This is a genomic window from Pseudomonas sp. NPDC088885, assembly GCF_044750025.1.
Lineage (GTDB): Bacteria > Pseudomonadota > Gammaproteobacteria > Pseudomonadales > Pseudomonadaceae > Aquipseudomonas > Aquipseudomonas rustica.
This window is the reverse complement of sequence record NZ_JBIVJB010000005.1, coordinates 55,162-73,801: the sequence shown is the minus strand read 5'-3', so window position 1 is coordinate 73,801 and position 18,640 is coordinate 55,162. Positions and strand designations below refer to the sequence as shown.

8 protein-coding genes are annotated in these 18,640 nt (G+C 55.7%); all 8 read right to left on the bottom strand.

Going from position 1 to position 18,640, the window contains the following annotated elements:
* Positions 1-305: 305 nt before the first annotated feature.
* The 8 genes from dpdD to dpdE are packed head-to-tail and all read right to left on the bottom strand — an operon-like array spanning position 306 to position 18,290.
* Positions 306-2,552 (bottom strand): protein DpdD, encoded by a 2,247-nt coding sequence (gene dpdD, locus ACIP1X_RS05550; protein ID WP_400750110.1) that lies wholly within the window; start codon positions 2,550-2,552, stop codon positions 306-308.
* Positions 2,549-3,082, bottom strand: a complete 534-nt coding sequence (gene dpdK / locus ACIP1X_RS05545) for a phospholipase D-like domain-containing protein DpdK (protein ID WP_400750108.1) — start codon at positions 3,080-3,082, stop codon at positions 2,549-2,551. Before dpdK ends, dpdD begins: the two co-directional genes overlap by 4 nt.
* A complete protein-coding gene (dpdJ, locus tag ACIP1X_RS05540; RefSeq protein WP_400750106.1) occupies positions 3,079-7,662 on the bottom strand; it encodes a protein DpdJ in 4,584 nt (1,527 codons plus the stop codon). Before dpdJ ends, dpdK begins: the two co-directional genes overlap by 4 nt.
* A complete protein-coding gene (gene dpdI / locus ACIP1X_RS05535) occupies positions 7,663-8,379 on the bottom strand; it encodes a protein DpdI (RefSeq protein WP_400750104.1) in 717 nt (238 codons plus the stop codon).
* Positions 8,370-11,510: a protein DpdH gene (gene dpdH, locus ACIP1X_RS05530; RefSeq protein WP_400750102.1), complete on the bottom strand. Its 3,141-nt coding sequence runs from the start codon at positions 11,508-11,510 to the stop codon at positions 8,370-8,372. The genes dpdI and dpdH overlap by 10 nt, the downstream gene beginning before the upstream one ends.
* Positions 11,465-12,415, bottom strand: coding sequence for a protein DpdG (gene dpdG / locus ACIP1X_RS05525; RefSeq protein ID WP_400750100.1), 951 nt, complete (start codon positions 12,413-12,415; stop codon positions 11,465-11,467). Before dpdG ends, dpdH begins: the two co-directional genes overlap by 46 nt.
* Positions 12,412-15,006 (bottom strand): protein DpdF, encoded by a 2,595-nt coding sequence (gene dpdF, locus ACIP1X_RS05520; protein WP_400750098.1) that lies wholly within the window; start codon positions 15,004-15,006, stop codon positions 12,412-12,414. The genes dpdG and dpdF overlap by 4 nt, the downstream gene beginning before the upstream one ends.
* Positions 15,003-18,290 (bottom strand): protein DpdE, encoded by a 3,288-nt coding sequence (gene dpdE / locus ACIP1X_RS05515; RefSeq protein WP_400750096.1) that lies wholly within the window; start codon positions 18,288-18,290, stop codon positions 15,003-15,005. The genes dpdF and dpdE overlap by 4 nt, the downstream gene beginning before the upstream one ends.
* Between the last annotated feature and the right edge of the window lie 350 nt (positions 18,291-18,640).

Here is an 18,640-nt window from a genome sequence, read left to right as displayed (position 1 = left end):
TTAAATATACAAATAACTAGCCTAAATAAACCTTACCAGAAATATTTTAACCCCCGCGAAATATAGCCCTCCCAACATGCGCCACTCACACTAGAGCGCCTAATCGAACGATCACCCCACGCACAAAACTATTGTTATGGAGAATACACACAATACGCCAGCACCTGAGTCCGCATAGTTTTAGTTTCCAAGCCATTATCAATGTAGCTTATAACTAAGATCGGGATCACGCTACTACGACTGTCTACAGGCAAGATCAGAGTGGTCCGTCGCTTCGTGTGTACCGGTTTCGATGCATAAACGCCTCATCCCAGCTTTTCGAGTTCCGTCAATACACAACTCAAAATGCTGGCACTTCCCTTCCCCATGGGGAGCAGGGTTTGCAGGTCGCCGCGTGCTTCCTTCGCCGCGTAATAGGCCTGGTGCTTACTGCTCCTCCAGGCAAAAACGAAGATATCGGCGGTTACCGCCAGATGCTTAAGCCTGTCAGTTGCTACCACGTCGGCATTCAACTCTACCCGTGCAAGCGGCAAGAGCATTCGCAGGAATTGACGCGCACGCTGCCCGGCGGATTCAGTCAGCGTATAGATGCCGATTAAACCGTCGAAATCAGCATGCGCTGTTTCCGCATGCCCCTCTTCCTGAAAGGAAAAGGACTCCAGCAAGTTGGTACAACTGTAATCCTTTGCCAGTAGAGACAGGATTGCATGTTGAGTCGGCTTGAGACGATGGTGCTGGGTGCGCGCCAACTCCACGACCGCCATAAAAAACCGCAGTCGAGATTCACTGTCTGGAGATCCATGCAGGGCCAGCATTTCAGCTGCATTGAGCGCCCAGTCGATGTTACCGGGCGTACTGTTCGCGGTAATTATCTCAGAGTAGGCATCGAGCGCTTCGACGTAGTCGTCCTTCGAGGGACCAAGGCTAACCAACGCCTGTATGAGAGCAGAGGCCAATTCGAGTTCATTGGCCGAGACCACGCCATTCCATGCAACGATGCGGATTAGCATGGTGTAAAGCGGTATGAAGCCACGCACTGGATGTGCCAAGCGATCGACAAAGAACTCCACCAAGGCGCCGAAGGCATCGCGAAACACACATTCTGCCTCACCGCTCGCGTTGCCGATCTTCTCGGCCAACTGACGGCAGGCCTCTGGATCCGAAGCATAGGCCTCAGCACTCCAACGCGTGAGTGCCTCCTCCAGGATCTGCAGCGGAGGACGCTCACAGCGCCCGGCTTCAACATAGCGAACCCAGGACATCCAATCGGTGTCAGGACGCTCTTGCGACGCTTCTGACGGCTCTGACTGCAACTGCTGCAGTCTGCTCAGATCACGTTTTGTCCATGTTGCCCGCGCGGCTTCGGGTGCATTACCCACCGCTTCGAGCACCCGCCTAGTGGTTTCAATATCCTCTAGTTCCACTGCGCAACGCAGCATGGCACTGTACGTCCAAGCGCTGGGGAAGGATTCAAAGGACAACTGCAGTGCCAACTCATAGTCGTCATCAGCTAAGGCCTGACGTGCCAATTCAAAGACATCGGAACGCAACGACGGGGCAGACACCAAACGGCTGGACCAATACTCGATCAGTTCTGGCCCGGCTTGAGCCGGATAAGCGGCAGCAATGGCCCCGCAACGCGCCATATTCGGTTCGTCCTGCACAAGTTCATAAAGCAGGAAGGCCTTCAGTACATTAGGTTGACGAACACCTTTCCGTTCCTTAAACAGCGGGCCGAAGTGACGCGCGATGTCATTTCGAAAAACTGTCAGGATGGCTTCAACATTCGGGTCATCCTCGATGGCTGCGATATAAGTTGCATAAAGCGCCTCGACCAAGTCGGTGATGGTCTGAGCAGGTAAAGACAGACCTAGAACAGACTTGATCAGCGAGTAATCGTGCGCCAGTTGATACTGGCGACCGAGACCGGCCAACATGCGAATATCCAAATACTTGTGCTGTTCAACATCAATACGGCCGCTGGCAACCAATTCGTGGCGTAAACGTTGAGCATCTGCCTCGTTACCGGCCAGTAGCGCCCGATCAAACTCAGCACGGATCTTGCCGAACGGGCGTTGCGTGCGGTCAGGGATGTCTGGGCGGCGGCGCAGCAAACTAAGATACAACTGCAAGGATTGTGTAACATCGCTGCGCGCTGCCGCATTCACTGGCCGCAAGCAGAATACGAAACGGCCAAAGCGTTTCTGCAAGGCACACTCGATTTCGTCGCCACAATCGACCTGCAGTGGTTGGCCACGGAAATCGCTGTAACTTGGGCCGACAACAGCTGTCAACTCCTGCACCAATGCAACTGCCGATGCCTCATTGCTAGCCATTGCATACCAATGAGACGGCCCATCAGCATCGAATACCGGCAGCACAATAGGCAATTGGTAGCCTTGAGTAACAAAAGTTGCGATCCACGGGTTTACCTGCTCCAGCCATGCCGACGGCGCGCTACCACCGACAATGGCTTCCCAATGCAGGGCATTGCGCCCAAAGAAAAAACGCCCTAGCCAGGACTTTTCCTGAGAGGGCAAGACGTCAATCATGCAGCCTCCCTGTAGCGGGCGAATTCAAGGCGGGTTCGACCAAGATCCTGCTGATCGAGCGAGAACTCGACCCATTCGTCATTGATCATCATGCCGTTGTAGGTCAGGTTCATTGAACCCATCAACAGGCAACGCGTGAGCAGGATGCCCTTTGTATGCAATTGGCCGTGGATGTGCATCGCGAGTTGATCTTCCAGACTATGCTCACGAGTCAAATCGGCGATCCGGGTACGGAAGGCATCGTTGCTGGCTTCGCTCCGGGTGACGATATGCACTTTTGTACCGTAATTCATCAGAGTCACAAGGACATCGGCGAGGCGGATCTCTCGCCTCCCCCATTCGGGATTGAGAGCATCAAAGCTACCGGACCGATTGTCGATCAAGACAACATTGCTGATCCAAGGAGAAACGATCCAAATCTCGTGGCCGGGTTGCAACACTTCGGCCACGAACATAGTCTGCAATAACTCCTGGATCGTGGTGACGCCAGTGGTTTGCGTCTTGAAAATGCGTCGATGGAGAATGTTCATTGCACTGCCTCGACGAGTTCAATATCCGCTTCGATCATTGATTGGGTTTGGCGGATGCCCTGTAGGCGGGCATAAGCGCGCAAGTAGCCGGATTCGACCGGATTGGTTACCAGTGCATTGAGCGCGGAAGCTAGGCGAGCACGTTCGGTTTCCGGGCAGGTCAATGTAACTTGGCGGCCGGCGTTGAGTTGCTCGGCAGTTCGCAGCAACCAGTCACGGTCCAGCAGCGAAATGCAGACACGGTCGTCGCCGATGGTTTCCACCACCAAGAGGCGCTCGATCAAAGGCAATTCACTGAAGGGATTTCTTATCTTCAGTGCGGACTGGCGAATCGCCCGACCGCGGGGCCATAAGAGGCCATAGATAGCGCCAATGCGCCAAGCCGCGCGGTCGTTGCCTGGAGGGGAGCCGATGTCGGGCACAATACGATCGATATCGTCCGATTGGCTTAGGTAATAACTCATAACGCGCAGATCGACCTCTATGCCGATACGCGCCTCCTCACTCTGCCAATGATCAAGCACTCGGGAAAGGTAGAGATCCGTCGCCGCGCCCGATCCCGGTCGCAGAACACGGTTACCAAGCGCCACTAAAAAGCCGTGGAAGGGGGAAAAACCTTCCTGCAACAACTTCCGACGTAAGCGTTGGAAAGACTGTGTCATTTCTTCCTGGCTGGCGGCGGCACGGAATTGGCGCGCCAGTGCGGCGCTTTCAGAATCTCCATTACCATTGTCCTCGGCAAGCACGGTGACCATTTGTTTGAGTTGATGGTCGATCAACTCAAACTCGCCCATGCTCAGATTGGCGCGTACGGTAGCGAAGAAGCGCCGCGGGTCTTCCGCGTAGCGCCGCATAAATTCCTCGATCAGTCCGTTGCCCCCTGGACTACGCTCGGTAAACCACGCCTCCACCACTTCTGAGTCAAAGCCGACGGCTTGGCCGGGGAGTGCCGGGCCGCGTTCTAAGTCGACCGTCAGGTCTTCCGGATCGATGCTCGGGCATAGGTCGGTAATCGAACGTAGAAGTGCTGCAGCAAGCGTGGAATGGTAGACCCCACGTAGCCACAGCTCCCAGCCGGAATCGATTGGCTCCCAAAGCATGGCGCCAAACTCGTGCAATTCCGCAATCACGATGGGATCGCGCAGACAGGCATCCAGTTCCTGGCGTAACTTTTCTGGACTGCCCACCGTCTCGTCGCCGCCCTGCACCTCCACAACTTGCGACTGAAATAACAGGCCCAGCACCTCTGGAAGCGAGATCGATGCCTGACCCTGTCGAATCGAGGCGTCGGCCTCGGCCAAGCCGATCTGTCGGTGCATCGCTTCATAGGTCATGGCAGACAGGTAGATCTGTGCTAACCACTCGCGCATGAAGGGGCTCGCAATCATGGCCAAGCGCTCACCGCGCCAAGCAAGGTCAATGAACCGAGCGCTGCGTAGTGCGCGCCACTTCGCTTCATCGCCCAGAATCTGGCGTAGGTGCAAATCGGGGGGGATATCGATCTGGAACACCATACCGTCGGCGGCAAATTGCGCTCCCAGCCCCACCGCTTGGTTCTCACGTTGAAACACCGTGTCGGTTCGCACCTTCTCCGCGCCAACACCAATCTCCGCCGAAGCGCCCACCGCGAAGCGCCGAATCTCTACTGGAGCATGGCGCGAGTGCGTAAAAAAGCCGATACGGGTGACGATCTCTGCCCACCGACTGCCTGCGGGCGGCGTCAGCCAGCCCGGTTCGATGGTGGCGACGATTTGGCTATGCCATTCCAAGGAGGCATTCGACGAGTCTTTAACTGCCGCCGGGGGGGATTGCGGTGCCAGGCGTACCGGGCGGTAAACTGGCAGAGCTACCGTTTTACCGCCCCGGCGTACCAGATACTCCCCTAGCAGCACGTGGTTACCGATGGCTTCGACATCGAGGCCGAAGACATCGCTGCAGATGCCCGATCCGCTTTGGAAGTCCGGCGACGGTGCGATCCAGTGGCGCTCAGTACGATAGCGCACGCCATAGCGCCGGCTGACGCGACCGGGCGCGAACTCGCGCAGTGCGGCGAACACCGACATAACAGATGCATTGGAAGGACTTGCCGAGTGCGACTCTGGCAGATCGATGGCGACCTCGGCTAAATTGAGGTCAGCGAAAAGAGAACCCGGAATAAAGTCCGGTAACGGAGTGTTGAAGGCTTTGTAATCCTCCTGCGGGTTACCGTCTGCACTCCAGTGGCTCGCTAGACGCCGGAGCGCGGTCGGCAGCACAGTTGTCAGCAACGGTCGCGGGTACTCCCACAGTATTGCCGACAACTCCTCGTCAGACAGGCGCAGCGCGCGGCGCAAATAGTCGGAGAGACGCCCGCTACCCGCTTCGGTTTCAAGAATACTACGCAGTTCACGTATTAGGCGCTGACGACGCTGCGCATTGAGCTTGTCGCCACCGCTCAGGTCGCTCCAAACGCTACCTACAGGACCGTCCTGCAGTCGCAATGCCAGATAATCTATGGTGGCATACACTGCTTGCATTCGGGTGATGTATCGGTTCGCCAAGGGCAATGTACGAACAGGCAGTTCCGGATCGAACAGCAAATCGTAACTCTGGTAAGCAGCGCGATCGCGACCATAATCAGACAGCACGACCGCCGTCCAGGGCCGCATGCCGCGGGTGCGGCCGCCGCGGCCCTTACGCTGCAGAAAGCCCGCGATTCCGCGCGGCGCCTTGTGCTGGATCACTGCACCAACGACCGGATCGTCGAAACCCACTTCCAGGACGGCAGTGGCGACAATAACTTCCGCACTGGCGTCAACACCACGATCCTGGGAGCTAACCCGCTTGATCACTAAACGGTGCTTGAGGCCCATATGCAAGTCTTGGCAGAAGCGCCAGTCTTGCCCGTTGGCATAGCGCAAGAGAGAGGAACCGGCCTCGCGCAGCACTGCCAAACCGCCGTCAGGCGCATGGCGCATGTCAGGGTCACCATAGCTATTGCGTCCTTCAGCACTGAGCAAGTCGAAATACAAACGATTGATCACATCTAGGTTATCGGTGAAGACGAAGGTGCGCTGGCCAAAAACGCCGCGACTGACCGACTGTGCCGGCTGCGAGGCTTTTGGATCGAGGCAGCGCTGCAGCACCATGGCAGTCTGAATGGTTGTGGACAGCAATGCCGTGCGCGAGACCGGATCGCCGCGCAGGGCAATCATATACTCGGCACCTTCGGATTCGATCTCGTCAGCACGCGGTGACACTTCATCTACAAGGTTCGTGCGACAACCTGTTAGCGCCGCAAAGAACTGTGAAGCTTCGCGCAAGGTCGCCGACAAGCCGACGAAGCGCAACGATTGATCGAGTAGTCGCTGCCAGCGCCGCATTAGATATGCGACTTGCGCACCGTGCTTACCTTCGTAAGTATGCACTTCATCCATCAACACCAGTTCCGGCGCATGCAGCGCCCTGGGGCCAACGCCGAAAAGATGCATCATCGAGTTGTCCGAGAGGCGTTGGTTCAGCATCTCGGTGGTGGTGAACAGGATGTCTGGTACGGAGTTCTTGAGCGACTCCCGGGTGAGCGGAAACACACTGCCGTCTAACACTGCTTCGCAAACAGCGCACACCAAACGTTCGCGTCCCTCCTTTCGATCCTTGTGCAACCAACGCAACTCACCGCCACAGTCGAGACAGGCAAGAGTCGGACAGACCTGATCATTGCCTATTTTTGCCCACTCACAGAACTGTGCGGAAAACGGGGTATCGCCATAGAGCGCACCAACGCGAATCGACACCTGATCCTTTTGCGGTAAACCGGCTTGGAGGCTTCGGGTGCGCTGCAAGACTTCGCGCAACTGATCTTTTAGCAGTTCGGTGCGGGGATACAAGGCAACCGCCTTGACCCAGCGCTCGGCTTTGCCTTCTGCCAGCACATGGCGGTATATCGATGCTAGCGCCGGTATGTAAAAGGCAAGCGTCTTACCACTGCCAGTACCCGCGCAAACGATGGTCGCCAAGTCCTTCCCAGTTTCGATCGCGCGCAAAATGCGCTGGGCAGCGCGTACCTGAAAGCCGGACAGACGGACAGTGCGATCGGGGGGCGTTAGCAGCGCTTTTACAGCCGCTAGCAGCGCCGGACTTGAGGACGCCTCACCTATCATGGTCAACGCTTGGTCGACGGAGATGTCTCGCGCCGGATAACGACGACGACGACGCAGAAAACGGAAGTCGGCAACTAAGCTAGGGGCCTGCTGCCATCCACTTGAACCTGAGTGTTTCGGGAACAACTGCCGCAAGCGCTGCAGTAAGCGCACGGTTTCCGCCATGCGTGATCGGTAACCGATTGCGCCACCACTCAGGGGCACCTCGACAATCCATTTGCGTCGTCGTAGTTCCTCCAGGACATCCTCAGCAGAGAAAAAGGCTTCGATACCATCATCGATGGCTTCGTCGATCAGGGGATTGAGCAAGTCGCTGAGTTCTTCTTGACTGAATACACCATCGACGATGCCCCAGACCAGCAACCTTGCTTCACGCTCTTCGATGCAATCCAGTACCGAGGCAAGAAAACGTTCGCGTGCTTCCAAGGTGACTCCGTTCAATTAGCGTGCCCGCACTACATAGTTAGCCAGCATGTTATTCGTGCGTAGCCATTCAATGACTTCTTGGGTCAGCAGGTCGAGGTTAGCTCCGTTCCCAGTCGCGGTGGCGTCAAAGAACGCCTTAACCGGAACTGGCACGTCGTTACTCTCGACAAACTGGATGTTCGCTAAGTCCTTCGAACACGCGAGCACCTCGCGCAAAGCCTCAACAGTAGCAGGCACGAGATTACGGTATTGATTGAAACGCTGATACAGGCGCGTATAACGATCCAAAGATATCTGGTTCTCCGGCAGTGCCTGCAGAATGGTCTGCTTGCGTTGCTCGGGAGGGACTCCACCAAACAACTTGCTGCTGAAGTAGACTTTCCAGTCCTGCTTCTGCTGTGCCTCTGCCGAAGCTCTGAACTCGGTTAGTGTCGACACCAACTTACTCCAGCGCTGCTTGTTCACCAAGGTAGTGGCCTTAGGTGACTCGACAAAGCGGGCATTGATCTGACTGATCAGTTGTTTCGCCTTATCGATGGCCTCAATTCGCGACAGGGGAACGTTCTCCTCCCGAAGCAAGGTGTTTCGGCGTGCCACGGTCACGATCCGATTGGCCAGATCCTGCAGTTCATTCCGCTTTGCCGCCAACGCCTCAGCTTCCTCGATGCCACTGCTGGCGGCTTCAGCATGCATCAAACGCACGCGGACATTTCGTGCATCGTTTAAGAGCATGCGGTTGCTCCTTCCAATTCCAGAGCATTCATTTCACTCATGAGGTTTTCGAACAAGATCTGGATCTCGCTAGCCTGCGCCTGGGGGTCCACGCCCTGGTACTGGTCCTCCAATCCCTTAGCGCGCTTCTCCGAAGCGCGTACCACCTTGCCCGCCGCTTCGACGAACCGCGACGCCACGATGAGCGGATGGACGTCAAAACGCCCCATACGACTGATCAACTGGCCATCGCTCTCCCCCGCTTCCCCTTCTCCGGAATTCACAAGCACGGACAGTGCCTCGAGCAGCGCGCCGCTGCGGAACTCTTCGCACAAATTCTTGAAGGCCATGTGGCCCATGCCAATTTCATCCAAGTTCCAGACGCCGGACTCCTTCAACTGATCTGCGAGCGCCTTGAGTTCTACTGCAATTTCTTGCTTGTCGAAGTTTTCGCCGAGTTCTGATGTTAACTTTGCTCGAATATTACCCGCCCCCTGCAATACTCTGCGCACTAGGAGCTTCACACGCGCTTCGCTCATCACCGCGAGCGCCTGCTTCAACTCGGTAGAGATCAAGTCAAGCGAGTTCAGATTGGTCACTTCGCTCTCAGGCAGCAAGTAGTCGGTTACCCTCGCCATGTCTATGGCATATGGCGTCTTACCAGCGCCTTGGAAGCTGCCGCAGTAGAAGGCAACGAGTTGGAGTAACTCGGGACGTATTCGTAACGCCTGCTCCTGCAAGGCGCGCCAATCGCCGAATTCTGCAGGTACTCCGTCAGGCAAACGTTGGGGGATACTTGGCGCACCGAACAAGAATGCAGCGAGACTGGCTGGGGTGCGGTAGCGCTCCATAAGACCGAGAATCCTGCTATTTATGGATAGCAATCGTACTGCCATGCCGAGTTTCTGCCGTATTTTAGCCCGCAGGAGCGCCAGCGCCTGCGGCATCAGTCGGTCAACAAGATTGCCGATCCAAACCAGGTCGTCGTCAGCTCCTTCGTAGTACATCTTCCCGTCATTCAATTCGTAAAAGCGAACCACGGCGGCCAGTTCTGTTCGCAATTGGCCGGAGGGATCAGTGTGATTGTCCGCCACCAACAACGCGTTTTCCCCCTTGTTACCTCCCCCCCCGGCGTTTGGTATGAATACATCCGTGGGCATAATAGGCGACTTGATGCAACGCTCGGCTGACCAATCGATCCGCTCATTGAGAGCGGACGCGATCGATTTCCGGATTTGGTTAGCAACTGGTTGCTGGGGTAGACGCTCACTCTTTTGCGCCCATCTCTCAAGAGCCTCAGTGAGGTACTCGTCCTTTGGCTTTGGTTGTGAATTCGGAGACGGTTGAATCGGGTCAATCTTCGGCTTACGTTGTAGGGCGCTGCGGAACTCGATGTTCGGCCGACTCAGCTTGAAGGCATCGAATACCTCCTTCGGAATGCAGCCGATCTCCTCCGAGGTACGAGGAGCATTGCCCCAGATCGCGACGACACGTCGGTAGCGCTCCCGCACTTCTTCAGACACTGGAAGCGAAGCTAGCCACTGCGTGACCTCCGCATTCGTCCCAGGGGCATTGACGTCTGGTGGCGGAAACTGCCCACGTTCGAATGCTGGCCTGCCTGACAAAAGCAAGTCACGCAAAATATTGTCAATAATGAAACGCGGAGTAAAGGCCAGGGCATTGTTCCGGGTGAGCACAGACCGCGCGAGTTGTTCAATGGCTTGCTCTGTGTAAGGGAATAGCGGAATCTCGCCCTCTTTCCCAAAAGCGGCCAACACAGGGTCATCGCTAGTATCTTCATGGTCGGCATATGGCCCGATCCAGGCTTCCTGCCCGGCATGCGCACCACCCTTTATCTCAAAGTGATGCACTAACTCACGGTAGCCCCAACGCGCAGCATTCAAGTAAGAAGCAACGAGCGCCTTAGTACGGCGCAAAACTTCTTGCTCGCTGGATAATTCGCTTTCCACTTTCCATTCACGCTTCGCACGGGTTGCGATTGTGTCCTCGGAATCTAGATAGCCATCTGTCACTGCGATGACAGAACGCATCGTCGCCAACTCCCTAACCCCATTGCGCACACCTTCCTGGATGAGCACCTTTAGCAATATATCCTGGATACCGGTCAGTGCCTTGAAGTCTTCCACAAAGATCACCAGTTCGCGATGTTGCTGAAGTAACAGGCGGCGAATCTCCTGGATGACTTCTTGCAAAGTCATACCACCCAAGGATTGGTGCAGATTGAATAGCTGGCGAATCGCTTGGTCGACAACCTTGCTCTCGTTGAGCAGGCGAGTAGCTGTACGTATGCCTTCACCTTCCCGAACTAGCAATGTCCGAGTGTAATAAGCGTGCGTAGGAGAAGCGGCCTTGCTGATGTCTATGGCATCTGGCAGTTGAAAGTCGCTCGGATCAAAGTCTTTGACGGATGCCTCCTGCTCAGCCTGATTCTGCCCAGCAATAGCTCGCTGCACGAACCTTGGAAATACGTTCTCGCGAAAATAATCGACAAGTACTGGATCACCCATGAACTTTGGTAAATTAGCAGCATGGCCCCATTGCTCTTTCAATGCCGAATCTCGAGGATTAGCCCTTACACGAGCCTCTAACCCTTTCGTTAATTCGCCCAAAGCGATCTCTAGCTCTCTTTGGAACCTGACAACTGCAGTTTCGATGTTGAGTTCTTCAGTAAACGCCTTAGAAAACTCTGCCTTGACTGGCGCGTACTCCTCCCCTGGCAGTTTTTCCAGGATCAGTTCCACAACTCTCCGGAGACTGGCGCTCTTTGGGATGCGGATGATCACATATCGGTCATCCTCATTCGTGCTCTGCAGACGAGCCGTTAATATACGCACCATGTGCGATTTGCCGACACCAGATGCCCCGGTGATGGGAACAACATGGACTCCGGTGGGTACATCCTTTGTGATCAGGTACTTGAATAGATCTTCTTCGCTAGCTTCGAACTTTACGCCCGAAGAAATCTGCTTATAACTTAGTGGCGAAGGTTTGTGGACAGCTAGCAAGACGGCATCGTGGGCGCCCTCAGCTTCGTGTTTGATGCAGTCATTAATTTCGTCAGCATTAGGCCAATAACTCAGCAAACTCATGATGCGTCCCTCAACAAGCTGATATGGGTAAAGCTTTCCCATGTCCGCCCCCCCTGCCCGACGAGCGTTAGTCGTGAACCGGCATCAGCCAGAGTCACCAAGCCGATCATTCCCTGCTTCTGCAAACGCCGCAAAGCGAATGACAGCGCAGTCGACAAGTGTCCGGTAGCAGGTGCTATCCAACTCTCAGGCCTCAGGACCTGTTCCACTTCAAGACGGTAGACGCCAGAATCCAACACCGGCAAACGTACGGCCAAGCGCGACACGAACTCGGCCGCAGGCACTGTTTCGCCTATTCGAATAACCTCTTTTAATTCCGAGCGCACCGCTACTGTCGGGTCGAAGAAAAAGCTGGAGTCGTCACCAGTGGCAAAGCCAAGGAATCTCGCCCAAGACCGGAGCCCAGTCCAACGTGTGTCGTTCAGAAAGATAAATCGTCCTGTTTGCACCTGGGTTGTAATCAAACTTTCGATTTCACCATGCGTGCTTGGTAGCGCGTAGATATCCTGAGTCAGGCACCAGGCCAAACCGCGGCATAGGTCGGCCGTGCGCCCAACCTCCTCTTCCGAAATGCTGCCATTGGCGGGCCACAAGGGCATCCCGTACTCCAGGCGCAAGGCAAGGCCGCGGCAAATGGTGGGAAGGCGCTCCGTAAATGCGTCAACAGACTCCCCTCGTGTAAATTCAATATCCAAACGAACTTGGTCGCGGTCTTCGGCGAACAATCCGAGAGCGACCCAACGGAGCAGCGTTGCACGAGCCCGGGATGCCAGGTCCTTGCGTTTGTCGTTATCGGTTTCTTTGCCGCTTTCCTTATCGATGCCGGAATGCGGGACGCAGACATTAATCAGATCATCGCGGGAAATGGCTTTGTCTCGGGCGACGATTCTGGCCAGAGTCAGGAGTATCGGATGGAGACCATCGTTTTCACGGTTAAGAATGCTCATTGGGTTATCACTTGAATTAGTTTTTCCAGATGCAGCGCATTCGGGGTGACGTCGGCAAGACGGCGCAAGCTATTACCAGGATCCGGCATGCCGAGCGGTAGCAGCACAACATGGAAGGGCCGCTGCAACATCTGGGTATCCATGATGAGTTCAGGGGAGCAGTCCGGTTCCAGCACCGTCAAACGGGCCAGCGGGGAGTAAGGCTCCAGATCGGAGTCCAAAACCGACCGATGTAGCAGTACCCGGTCGCGCGCGAACTGATATAACCGGGTCCACTCGGGAAGGCACATCAGTGGCGATTCAGGGTGGGCTGCCAACTCACGTACACCGCATGACTGCACCAGCCATCCAGCGAATTGCAGGATGGCTTGTCGGACGCCATCCCTGGGTCGACTCTCGTCGTAGAAGACATAGGCAAAAGCGGGGTCCACCCAAGGAAAATTTTCCCGCCAGGCGTCGGCAGACGACGATATGACACGATTCACCGGAACGACGACCGGTTCGGCATAGTGCCTGCGATCCTCAGTGTCAAAGCGATCCGCCGGACAGCCGCCGCAAACTTGCGTTACCTGAACCGGCCAGCGCAACGACCGAATGCGGTACAACTGTGTAAGGGTGGCACCGACTTCTTGACCGATCTGCTGGTCCAGGCCGCAGGACCGGGGCAGCAGTTGCCGCATCATTTGCAAGTTCCGCTCAGCCGCCTCTAGCGTCTTGTTTCGCGAGGCTCTGATCGCGTCTTCCCAGACTTTGGAAATAAGATGGCCGTCGTTTCGGATTCGTACTCGCACGTTTGCCATTGCCGCTAGCATTGACGAAGCATCCTCGCCCGGTTCGGTATCCTGCTCGTCGCGATTGACCTCTAGTTCGAGAGTTAATAGGCCAGCACGCGCCATCAGGATGAGGGTTCGCATGTTCCAGTTAACGTTGTGTTCGCTTCCCCCCGGTAATCCTTCGCGCACGGCGTCGATATTGATGCCCCACAAGTCCTCTTCAGTAGTTGGCTGGCGTGACTGGTACATGGCCTTCCAGCGGCTGAATCCAAGCTCATCGGAAATTATCTTGGGCTTTGCGAGTCGCTCCGGCAAAGCCCAGTCGGTATCGTCGAATACCAACAGGCTGACCGACGACTTGCCATCACGGCCACCGCGCCCCACTTCTTGATAGAATCGGTCCAGAGTTTCCGGAATCGTCGCGTGGATCACCGTGCGCACATCAATCTTATCGAGACCAACGCCAAAAGCTGACGTGGCGACAATGCCATCGAGGCGATTGGCTGCCCACTCCAAAATGATTCGCTGCCGCTCGCGATCGGGCGTCCCACCGTCAAACGTGGCTAGGCGGCGCAGGCCTCCGCGAGAACGCAACACTGTGTTCCAAGACGCGATTTCTTCTCGCTTAGTGACGTAAAGAATGAACGGCCGCGGCGCATGTCGCAGTGCCTCAAGCACGCGTTCTTGCTTTTCGTACGTCGATGCAGCCTTGTAGAACCAATATTGCGGTTCCGGGCGAAGATGCACCGCCGATACCATTTGTACCCGTTCGGGGGGGCCGAATAGGCTAGCCAATGTTTCTACCGTTTCATCCGTGAAGGTGGCACTCATTAGCAAGGTTCGAAAACCACGCGGCGCCAACCGAAGCAGGCTGTGGCGCAGACCTGCCAAGGCCTGAAAGGAAGGACGGAACTCGTCACCCCACTGGGTGACCAGGTGAGCTTCATCAATCACGAAGTACCGCAGCATGCCGTCGGTGGTGGCATCCGACACAACACGTAGTAGCGAAGTGGTGAGCGCTTCTGGTGAGGTGAACAGGATTCGCTGGGTGCCATTGCGCAGACGCTGCCGAATCTCTGCACGCTTTTCTTTCGATAAGCCGCCGTACCAAGCCAGCGGCCAGTCGGGACGGGAAGGACTATTACTTCGAAACAGTTGCTGCATAGCGCGCTCCTGGTCGAGAGCAAGGGCGACCGTCGGCACGACGAAGATGGTCAGATGGCCATCCTCTTTATTTACTAAAGCGGGGGCCTGCCCGACCAAGCTTTTTCCAGAGCCCGTCGGTAAATTGACCATCAGGGTATCGCCTTCTGGGATCAGAAAGGCGGCACGCACCGCCTCGCGTTGACCCGGGGACGAATAGTTCGTAAAGCCGGTTCCATCATGAACGAAGGGATCCACCTCGCAATGCACCATCCGACGTACTTTCTTGTCGGAAAAGGTATCGGCGAACACGCCATGTTCTCCGCTACCAAGCCACTCAGGATGCCACTCACGAGCTGTTAGCAGATATGCAGTGGGTCCCGCTTCCATCGCTTCCACCCCATGGTCAGCCCAACTTGCCCGATCGGGCCACCCCCGATCGGCAGGCACACGCAGCCTCATATTCTTGCCCGCGCCGTCGCTGGCGCGGAGCAAAACATGCCGCAACAAGGGTTGCAGGTCGGCATGCCATGTTAGTTCGCTAGGCTGGGCTTGCGCTGCACTCAACAACTGGAAAATCCGCTCCAGCAAGCTGTCATCTGCCTTTTCCGACCAATCAGTGGCTACTGGCCAAATCCCGAGGACAGTCTGTAATTCATCGAAACCGAAACTCATGCGCCTTCCTGTATGAAGCGTTGGATAAGGGATACAGGTTCGCTAGTGAGGAAGACCACGCCGGCGACGTCGACCTTTATCGAAGGGGACAATATGCCCCGATGGAGAGCGCGGTTAAGCTCCTGTTCTAATATAAGCTGGTGTGCCTCGGCCTGCGCCTCCCGACCTTGCAAGGACTGGATACGGGTCTGCAACTGAGCGTAGCGTATCTCGTCTTCGGCCACCGCCCGATCCAGCGCGCGGTGCTGCCGCCCCTTCAATTCCGGCCTCGCCATCACAATAGCCAGCGCGCGGTCGCGCATCCGCTCACAGCGCTCCTCCCAGTTGGCAAAAGTATCCGGCGCCACCCTCCGAAAAGCACGTAAGTAAGGTGTCTCAAGATTCTTGTCGATGTATCCCTTACCACCCTTTTTTGCATACTTAGCAATCAAAAAACGCTCAATAAAATGTTGCGGCAGTTCATCTCCGTCCTCGTCCACCCAGACTTGCACCACCGCAGGGCTAAACAAGGAGTCTCCGCGTCTTGCCAGTACAGCCTGTGCTGCTTCGCCCGATTGGCCATGATCGGCAGTCAGAACCGCGATGGCATCATCCAAGCACGCCTCCACCACAAAGTCGAAGCGGAAACAAAGTCGGATTTCTGAAGGCGAAAAATGGTCGAACACTTGCCGCCACATCACATAACTACGGCCACGGTCGTCCAAATCCGAAAATGACATGACAGCCTCAATAAACGCTGTTCCGTAACGCAATGGGCTCACTCTGCGCCTGACGGCAGTAGGACGGTGTACAGCATACGGATAGGATTTCGGTAGGGCAGCACGACTGCCTGGTGCTTCGAAATCAATAGCGCCCAAAAAATCGTTAATGAATCCAGACGAGGGAATGAGTGTCGGTGACTGATTGTTGCCATCCGGCGGGTAGTAGTGAAAGCGGAACGGATCGTCCACCGAATGGGTACCAGGAGTTCGCGGTTCATCTTCCTTGCGGAACAGAAGCGTATCCTCGATCCAATACATCATCGTGTCACGGATGGTCCTCCAATCCCCATCTACTTCGAACAAGTCGTCTAGATCCGCTTCAGGCAACGGCGACAGTTGGTCCAGCGCGTCTTGCTGATCAATAAGTTTGAGTTCACGGGCCACTAAGCCGGAGGAACCAGCCAAACGATCACGCAACGCGTCAAGTGCTTCTACGCCGCCATTGATCAGTGCCCCCCTTAAAACCTCTAGCTCAGCCTCAACCAGGTACTGCAGGCTCGAGATGGACTGGTTAAAAACGCCCCATCCCTGGTCGAGAATGCCGAACCATGCGGCTTGGAGCGGCGCGTCTTCATCGAGCAATACGTATGACTGCACCGAAGTGCCGGCGCCGTAGCGGTCAACACGCCCGATGCGCTGTTCGATGCGATTTGGCTGTAGGGGGAGGTCAAAATGCACCACGACCTTATCCCCGCCCTGCAGGTTGATGCCCTCTTCTGCCTGGTGGTCGCAGACAATGACCCGAATCGCGGAATTGGTTAGAAATTCTCGCCAACAATGCTCATTAACCCCATCACTAACCTCGCCAACATCGTGTCGTATCAGGCCGAGGTTGCTGCTCCTTAAGTGAGCAAAGACTTTGTCGGCGACACTCTCGCTGGCGCAGAAAACTACCGCCTTGGTCGACTCCGGCAACGTTCGCAACCCCACATACAACCGGTCGAGGCGGGTCTCCATCCACTCCTCATCCTCAATCGCACGGGTGACGGCCCTGAGGAGTACCTCCTCTCCGATAAAAGACTTAGACGCGTCGCTCTCAATACTGCGTTGGCGCTCCGTGCAAAGTTGGCGAAGGACACCTAGATCCTCCAAAAGAGCGCAAGTCACGGTCCAGTAGAACGCCACGAGCGCCTGCGCAACAGTGGCATCCGCTGACCCGATCGACAGCGAGGCACTAACGCGCCAGTCCTCTACAACTGATTCGAGACGCTTCATCGCTGAACCCTTAACCGTCCAGACTTGCGCTCCTTTGCGGTCGGGCGTTAAACCCTCTACTTGGCTACGGCGGTTGCGCAGGATGCGGCGATTGAGACGGTAAGTCTCTGAGATATGAGCTCGCAGGCGCCGCACAGCAATGCAAAATTCCGCGTCATCCTCGTCGGGCAACTCGAGCAACTTCTCCTTCAGCGCTCGAGTCAACTGCGCCAAACGCAGGTCGTTCGGAATACGCTCAGTCAAATCATCGAGCGCAGCATCCATGAAAAAGAAATTGCTCGGATCTAGGGCCGCGACCGTCTCAGCGAGCGCCTGTCGATTGACTATCTTGGCATGGAAGTTCTCTAGGTCATCGAGTTGGTAAACCACCGGATCCAGCAGATGAAGCATGCGCAGAAAGCCTTCCTCGTTACGCAAAATCGGCGTCGCCGACAGTAGGAGCAAACGGTCAGTACTCTGCGCCACATCGCTAATTAGACGGTACAAGTCTTGCTTTGCATCGTCAGCGTGAGGGTCGGCCAAATGATGCGCTTCGTCGATGACAAGCAAAGTTAGGTTGGACAGAACGTCGCGCAAACCCTCGTTATCTTCCTGGGGCAGCACGAATACCGATTCATCGATGAAATCGCGCAATCCAAAACGAACGATTAACTCATCCCGCCATTGGGTCACCAAGGCATGCGGGACTAGCACGAGGACTCGATGCTTACGCAAATCATCGAGCACAACTTGGCGGATGATAACTCCCGCCTCGATCGTCTTACCGAGGCCAACCTCGTCCGCAAGCAGATAACGCTGAGAGTGATCGGTCAAAACGCGTCGCACTACATCAATCTGGTGAGATTCCAATTCGATAGCAGAGGACAGCAAGGCAGAAATGCCAAACGCAGCGCCGCGTTGATGAAGGTAATTTTGTAAGAAACCAGAACGGGCCTCGGCAAAGCGTGGCGTTTCGGTAATAAAGTTACCCAGGAAATCGACCGGGTCGTGGATTGGGCGCTTCCATCGAACAAAAACCTGCTCATAGTCTAGATAGACATCTACCTTGTCAGCCAGGCGGACTTCAACGCCTTCCCCGTCGTCCTCACGTACCCGTCCCATTCGCCATTGATTACTTAATTCGTCATAGGTAAATACTCGGGTATTACGTCCCAACCGCCTCGGCTTAACTGACGATAACGAGACGTCCACCCGTTGCCGCACTGCGCTTGATGGGCTGTCGAAATACTCAACCACAGCCCGCGTCCCTTCATGGCCCACAAGCTTACATAGGCCCTCTCTTTCAGCATTCTTTACTAAACAGAACATGATCTCTCCTGCCTATGTACGTTAGGGCACGGCAAGAGAAATATTTCCAGCACTTCCCTGGCTGCCTTCATCGTTGCGCGATGAATGTGCGCAAAGGATACAACCGTCGATCATGGGAGTGTACGAATTTTTAAGTAGCTGGCTCATGAGTGAAATATCACTCCCGACTGGACACACCACGAGCCTATCGAAATCCATTAGCTTCGAGGATTTGTTGGATCAACTCTTGACCTTGATCGGTGCCGACAGCATTCTGAAAAACGAATGTGCCGCACCGCCGTGCGTGTAGCCAACGCCAACCATTTGCGCGATGCGATAAACGTGCACCCCCTGGCACTGATTGGCTGCAT

Bases quoted from the DNA above. Each gene is read 5' to 3' on its own strand.
- dpdD (WP_400750110.1), bottom strand. From the start codon at position 2,552: ATGATTGACGTCTTGCCCTCTCAGGAAAAGTCCTGGCTAGGGCGTTTT.
- dpdK (WP_400750108.1), bottom strand. From the start codon at position 3,082: ATGAACATTCTCCATCGACGCATTTTCAAGACGCAAACCACTGGCGTC.
- dpdI (WP_400750104.1), bottom strand. From the start codon at position 8,379: ATGCTCTTAAACGATGCACGAAATGTCCGCGTGCGTTTGATGCATGCT.
- dpdH (WP_400750102.1), bottom strand. From the start codon at position 11,510: ATGGGAAAGCTTTACCCATATCAGCTTGTTGAGGGACGCATCATGAGT.
- dpdG (WP_400750100.1), bottom strand. From the start codon at position 12,415: ATGAGCATTCTTAACCGTGAAAACGATGGTCTCCATCCGATACTCCTG.
- dpdF (WP_400750098.1), bottom strand. From the start codon at position 15,006: ATGAGTTTCGGTTTCGATGAATTACAGACTGTCCTCGGGATTTGGCCA.
- dpdE (WP_400750096.1), bottom strand. From the start codon at position 18,290: ATGTTCTGTTTAGTAAAGAATGCTGAAAGAGAGGGCCTATGTAAGCTT.